This is a genomic window from Halorubrum sp. F4 (genome assembly GCF_027257195.1).
GTDB lineage: Archaea > Halobacteriota > Halobacteria > Halobacteriales > Haloferacaceae > Halorubrum.
In genome coordinates, this window is record NZ_JAPDFS010000033.1 from 1 (window position 1) to 4,787 (window position 4,787).

Below are 4,787 nucleotides of genomic sequence, written 5' to 3' on the forward strand. Positions count from 1 at the left end.
GCGGCGGCGGGGCGGGGATCCAGGCGGACCTGAAGGCGATGACGGCCCACGGCGTCTTCGGCACGTCGGTCGTGACGGCGACGACCGCCCAGAACACCCGCGGCGTCCGGGACGTGAACCCGCTGCCGGCCGAGCACGTGGCCGCCCAGTACGACGCGGTCGTCGACGACTTCGCGCCCGACGCGGTCAAGACCGGGATGTTGGCGACGCGCGAGGTCGTCGAGGCGGCCACGCGGAAGCTCGCCGAGTTCCCGGGTCCGGTCGTCGTCGACCCCGTGATGGTGGCGGCGACCGGCGACCGCCTGCTGTCGCCGGCGGCGGAGGAGGCGTACGACGACCTGATCGCGGCGGCGACGCTCGTCACGCCCAACGCCGACGAGGCGGCAGTCCTCGTCGGGGGCGCGGTCGAGACGCCCGCGGACGCCGCGGACGCCGGGCGGACGCTCGTCGACCGCGGAGCCGACGCGGCGCTCGTGAAGGGCGGTCACCTCGGTGACGGGGAGACCGTGACGGACGTTCTGGTAGTCGGAACCGGAGCCGGCGATCCCGACGTGCAGCGGATCGAGAACCCGCGGGTCGACACGGACGCGACCCACGGCTCCGGGTGTACCCTCTCGAGCTCGATCGCCGCGCGGCTGGCGATCGGCGAGTCGCTGGAGGGAGCGGTCGTCGACGCGGTCGACGGAATGAGCGAGGGGATCCGGCGCGGCTACGACGTGGGGTCGGGTCCGGGTGCGGTCGATCCGACGGCGATGGACATCGATCCATGACTCCGTCGCCGGCCGCGACCGACCCGTAGGGTTTTAGCCGCCGACGGCGGGAGTACGGGTATGCCAACGGGGATCGTCGGGGAGTTCCTCGAACTCAAGGAGGGGACGGACGCGGACGTCCTCGCGATGCAGTGCGGCGACTTCTACGAGTTCTTCGCTGACGACGCCGAGCTGGTCGCCGACGAGCTCGACCTGACGGTCTCCCAGAAGTCCTCCCACGGGTCGTCGTATCCGATGGCGGGCGTCCCGCTCTCTGAGCTGACGCCGTACCTGAAGGCGCTCGTCGAGCGCGGCTACCGGGTCGCGGTCGCGGACCAGTACGAGACGGACGACGGCGGCCACGCGCGGGAGGTGACCCGGGTCGTCACGCCCGGGACGCTCCTCGAGACCAGCGACGACGACGCGCGGTACCTCGCGACGGTCGTGCGCGGCGGGGATGCCGGAGGTAGCGGTCGGACCGCCTCCGGCGGGAGCAACCGCAGTGACGGCGGCGACTCCGACGAGGACCCGTACGGGATCGCGTTCGCGGACGTCACCACCGGTCGGTTCCTCGCCACGGCGGTCGACGACCGGAGCGACCTCCGGGCGGAGCTGTACCGGTTCGACCCCGCGGAGGTGTTGCCAGGGCCCGATATCCGGAACGACGACGCGTTCCTCGCCTCGGTCCGCGAGGACCTCTCCGGCTCCGTCTCCGTCTTCGACGCGGAGGCGTTCGCGCCGGGACGGGCGGCCCACGCGGTCCGCGAGCAGTTCGGCGAGGGGGCCACGGACAGCGTCGGACTGGACTCCGAGCCCGCGACGCGGGCGGCCGGCGCGGCGCTGGCGTACGTCGCCGAGACGGGCGCGGGCGTGCTCGCGTCGATGACGCGCCTGACGACGTACGGGGCGAGCGACCACGTCGAGCTCGACGCGACCACCCAGCGCAACCTCGAACTGACGGAGACGATGCGCGGGGAGACGGACGGGTCGCTCCTCGACGCCGTCGACCACACGGTCACCGCCGCGGGCGGTCGGCTGCTCCGCGAGTGGCTCACGCGGCCGAAACGCGACCGCGAGGAGCTCTCCCGGCGGCTCGACGCGGTGGAGGCGCTGGCGTCGGCGGCGCTCGCGCGCGACCGGCTCCGCGAGACGCTCGGGGACGCGTACGACCTCGAACGGCTGGCCGCCCGGACGACGAGCGGGAGCGCGGGCGCGCGGGAGCTCTCGTCGGTTCGCGACACGCTCGCGCTGCTCCCCGCGCTCGCGGAGGCGATCGAGGGGACGGCGCTCGCGGACTCGCCGGTCGCGGCGGTCCTCCGGCGACCGGACCGCGACCGTGCCCGCGAGCTCCACGGGGAGCTGGAGGAGGCGCTCGCGGCGGACCCGCCGAAGACGAAGACCGAGGGCGGGCTGTTCCGAAAGGGGTACGACGCGGAGCTCGACGAGCTGATCGAGCGCCACGAGGCGGCCCTCGAGTGGCTCGACACGCTCGCCGAGCGGGAGAAGCGGGACCACGGGCTCTCCCACGTCACGGTCGACCGGAACAAGACGGACGGCTACTACGTCCAGGTCGGCAAGTCGGTCGCGGACCGGGTACCCGACCACTACCGGGAGATCAAGACGCTGAAGAACTCCAAGCGGTTCGTCACCGACGAGCTGGAGGAGCGCGAACGCGAGGTGCTCCGGCTCGAGGAGGCACGCGGCGAGCTGGAGTACGAGCTGTTCGAGGAACTCCGCGAGCGGGTCGCCGAGGCGGTGGCGCTGTTACAGGACGTGGGGCGGGCGTTCGCGGAGCTGGACGCGCTCGCGTCGCTCGCGACCCACGCGGCGGGCACCGACTGGACCCGCCCGACGCTCTCGGAGTCGCGGACCCTCTCGATCGAGGCGGGTCGCCATCCGGTGGTCGAGCGAACGACGGACTTCGTGCCGAACGACCTCGAGCTCGACGCGGAGCGCGGCTTCCTGATCGTCACGGGACCGAACATGAGCGGGAAGTCGACGTACATGCGGCAGGCGGCACTGATCCAGCTGCTCGCACAGGCGGGGTCGTTCGTGCCCGCACGCGCGGCGGAGGTGGGCCTCGTCGACGGGATATACACCCGCGTCGGCGCGCTCGACGAGCTGGCGCAGGGGCGCTCGACGTTCATGGTGGAGATGCAGGAGCTGTCGAACATCCTCCACTCGGCGACCGAGGAGTCGCTCGTGATCCTGGACGAGGTGGGCCGCGGCACCGCCACCTACGACGGAATATCCATCGCGTGGGCGGCCACGGAGTACCTCCACAACGAGGTGCGCGCCAGAACCCTCTTCGCGACTCACTACCACGAGCTGACGACGCTCGCGGACCACCTCCCGCGCGTCGAGAACGTCCACGTCGCGGTCGACGAGCGCGACGGCGACGTGACGTTCCTCCGGACGGTTCGTGACGGGCCGACGAACCGCTCGTACGGCGTCCACGTCGCCGACATCGCGGGCGTCCCCGGGCCGGTCGTCGACCGCGCGGGCCGGGTGCTCGACCGGCTGCGCGAGGAGAAGGCGATCGAGGCGAAGGGCGGCTCGCGGCAGGGGACGGGAGGGGACGGGACGAGACAGGCCGTCTTCGACCTCTCGACCGGATCGTTCGCGGGAGCCGAGGGGGGAGAACGCGGCGCTCGAAACGGAGACGAGGAGAAGTCGCCGGCGACCGGTTCCGAGGGAACTCCGGTCTCGGAGGGATCCTCGGACGAACGGGCCGCCGCGCTCGAGACTCCCGAGGACGGCCTCGACGCGGAGACGCGCGCGGTGATCGAGGAGTTGACCGATGTCGACGTCGCGGAGACGGCACCGGTGGAGCTGCTCGCGCGCGTCAAGGAGTGGCAGGACCGCCTCGAGTGATCGGAGCCGACTCCGTCGATCTCGGGCTCGCTACCGGACGGCCGTGCGGCGGGTTCGTCGTCGTGTGTGACCGCGTTCGAGCGACCGACGCGGCGGCCTCGTCCGAACGAAAACGCAACGGCCGTGTCTGACGTAAGAACTAATGTGCGACCTCGTCGTAACACTGGTATGGGTATTATGAGCAAGATCCTCGGCGGGGGCGGACAGCGCTCCGTCGACGACTACGTCGAACTCGACATAGACGACTTCGCCGAGGCGAAAGCGGAGGCGGGAATGCAGGTACACATCGCGGAGATCGGCGACCAGAGCGACGTCATCCCGATCAAGGACGCGGTCTACGACGGCGACTTCGTCATCGCGGACATCACCCGTCACTCCACGTCCGACCGGACCGTCGAACACATCATCGACGAGCTCCGCCAGGTCGCGGAGGAGGTCGACGGAGACATCGTCCAGAAGGGGGACGACCAGCTCGTGGTGGCACCGACCGGCGTGACCGTCTCGCGTCAGAAGCTCTCTTGAGGACGTTCGCGTGAGGCCCCGGATCGGGCGTCACCGTTTCGGCGGCCGAACCGTGTCATATATGCCGTCCTCGCGTCCATAGTAGGCTGAATGGACGATCCGGTCCTACTCACAGGCGCGGGCGGGCGGGTCGGCCAGGCCATCCTCGACGGGATCGGCGAGGCGTACGACTGGCGGCTCCTCGACCGCGAGCCGATCCCGGCCGCGAAGGTGCCCGACCGGGTGACCGACGCCGACCAGTACGTCGCCGACATCACCGACGAGCGCGCCGTCCGCGAGGCCATGACGGGCGTGAACGCGGTCATCCACCTCGCGGGCGACCCGCGGAAGACCGCGCCGTGGGACTCCGTGATCCGGAACAACATCGACGGGACGCAGGTGGTGATGCGCGCCGCCGCCGAGGCGGGCGTCGAGAAGTTCGCGTTCGCCTCCTCGAACCACGCCGTCGGCGGCTACGAGACCGACGACCGGACGCCCGACCTCTATCGTCCCGACGACGACTACCGGCTCGACGGCGAGGAACTCCCCCGTCCGGGAAACCTCTACGGCGTCTCGAAGGCGACCGGCGAGTTCCTCGGACGGTACTATCACGACGAGTTCGGGATGGCGGTCGTCTGCGTCCGCATCGGCAACCTCACCAAG

The 4,787-nt window shown here is 71.1% G+C and carries 4 protein-coding genes; all 4 read left to right on the forward strand.

Translation table 11 applies throughout. The annotated features are described in order from the left end of the window. A partial coding sequence (gene thiD / locus OKW78_RS16360; RefSeq protein ID WP_281196124.1) for a bifunctional hydroxymethylpyrimidine kinase/phosphomethylpyrimidine kinase occupies nt 1-770 on the forward strand: 770 nt, incomplete at its 5' end. A gap of 60 nt (nt 771-830) precedes the next feature. Further along, the gene (mutS, locus tag OKW78_RS16365) at nt 831-3,623 is read left to right on the forward strand and encodes a DNA mismatch repair protein MutS (RefSeq protein ID WP_281196125.1); all 2,793 of its coding nucleotides are present in this window, start codon (nt 831-833) and stop codon (nt 3,621-3,623) included. Between the two features lie 168 nt (nt 3,624-3,791). Then, complete coding sequence (sepF, locus tag OKW78_RS16370; protein ID WP_281196126.1) at nt 3,792-4,145, forward strand: cell division protein SepF; 354 nt, start codon at nt 3,792-3,794, stop codon at nt 4,143-4,145. Between the two features lie 90 nt (nt 4,146-4,235). Continuing rightward, the coding region (locus OKW78_RS16375) for an NAD(P)-dependent oxidoreductase (RefSeq protein WP_281196127.1) at nt 4,236-4,787 on the forward strand (552 nt) is incomplete at its 3' end.

Bases quoted from the DNA above. Each gene is read 5' to 3' on its own strand.
- mutS (WP_281196125.1), top strand. From the start codon at position 831: ATGCCAACGGGGATCGTCGGGGAGTTCCTCGAACTCAAGGAGGGGACG.
- sepF (WP_281196126.1), top strand. From the start codon at position 3,792: ATGGGTATTATGAGCAAGATCCTCGGCGGGGGCGGACAGCGCTCCGTC.